Origin of the sequence: Mesorhizobium sp. B1-1-5 (assembly GCF_006443065.1) — a bacterium.
Classification (GTDB): Bacteria; Pseudomonadota; Alphaproteobacteria; order Rhizobiales; family Rhizobiaceae; genus Mesorhizobium.
Map to the genome: position 1 here is coordinate 1 of NZ_VFWS01000472.1, position 1,258 is coordinate 1,258.

General features: G+C 64.8%; 2 protein-coding genes. Both read right to left on the bottom strand.

Features of this window, described 5'->3' with window-relative positions:
* Positions 1–153 precede the first annotated feature (153 nt).
* Positions 154–1,032 carry a dTDP-4-dehydrorhamnose reductase gene (gene rfbD / locus FJ980_RS32475; RefSeq protein WP_140547546.1) on the bottom strand — a complete coding sequence of 293 codons (879 nt, stop codon included), beginning with the start codon at positions 1,030–1,032 and terminating at the stop codon, positions 154–156.
* Positions 1,029–1,258 (bottom strand): GDP-mannose 4,6-dehydratase (locus tag FJ980_RS32480; RefSeq protein WP_181181397.1); only part of this gene is annotated, 230 nt, incomplete at its 5' end. The genes FJ980_RS32480 and rfbD, both read right to left, overlap by 4 nt.

Consider the following 1,258-nt stretch of genomic DNA (forward strand, 5'->3'; position numbering starts at 1 on the left):
GTTCGCCTCTTTACAGCTGACAGGATGGGAAAAACATACGCCGATCTCTATCACCAACTCGATAACCGCCGACGCTGAATACGGTTTCGCACTGTGGCAGCCGGTGAATCCCCGCGATTTGTTGGTTGTTGATGCAGTCAAATCCCCGTCAGGTCACCTGCTCAGGAGACGACGGACCACCTCTCGCGCCGATTTCCGCAGTACCGGCGCACTCCCTCCAAACACGGAGGCAAACTTCGCGCTCGACAGCCGGGAATTGACGGGGCGGCGCGCCTTGGTCGGATAGTCCGTCGCAGCAATATCGCGCACCCGCGCGGAGGGGCCACCGAGCCCACCGCTTATGTCCAGGATATGGCGGGCGAAGCCGCTCCAGTTGGTCTCGCCCGTGCCGGCCAGATGATAGATGCCCCACGCGGCGAAATCCTCGTTGCGGTGCAGCCGTGCTGCCGCATGCAGGATCGCGTCAGCGATATCAAGCGCGGAAGTGGGATTTCCCCATTGGTCGGCCACAACCGGTATCTCGTCGCGGTCGCTGGCCAGCCTCAGCATGGTTTTGGCGAAATTCTTGCCGAACGGGCTGTAGACCCACGCCGTGCGCAAGATCAGGTGGCGCGACTTGGCTGATGCCACCGCCTGTTCGCCGGCAAGCTTGGAGGCGCCGTAGACGCCAATCGGCGCGGTCGCGTCGGTTTCCAGATAGGGACCGTCCTGGGTGCCGTCGAAGACATAGTCGGTCGACAGATGGATGACGGGCACGCCGAGCCGAGCCGCCGCCTGCGCCACCTCGCCGGCGCCGGCGGCGTTCACCGCAAAGGCGAGCTCGGGTTCGTCCTCGGCCTGGTCCACCGCCGTGTAGGCGGCGGCCGACACGACGATATCGGGCTTAGCGGCGGTGATGGCCTCGATCACAGTCCCGCGCCGCGCGAGGTCGAGTTGCGGCCGGCCGATGGCGATGACCTTGACGTCTTCGCGCCCAGCCTCCAGAAGGCTTGCCGCAACCTGGCCCTCGCGTCCGGTGACAACGAGCCTCACACCGCCTCCTTGCGCGCTTCGCCCAGTCTTTCGCCGGCATAGCGCTGTTCGCGGATCGGTCCCCACCACCATTTGTTGTCCAGGTACCAGTCGACCGTCCTTGCCAGGCCGCTGTCGAAATTCTCCCTCGGCGCCCAGCCGAGGTCGCGGCCGATCTTGGAGGCGTCGATGGCGTAGCGGCGATCATGGCCGGGACGGTCGGTGACGAAAGAGATCAGGTTACGAT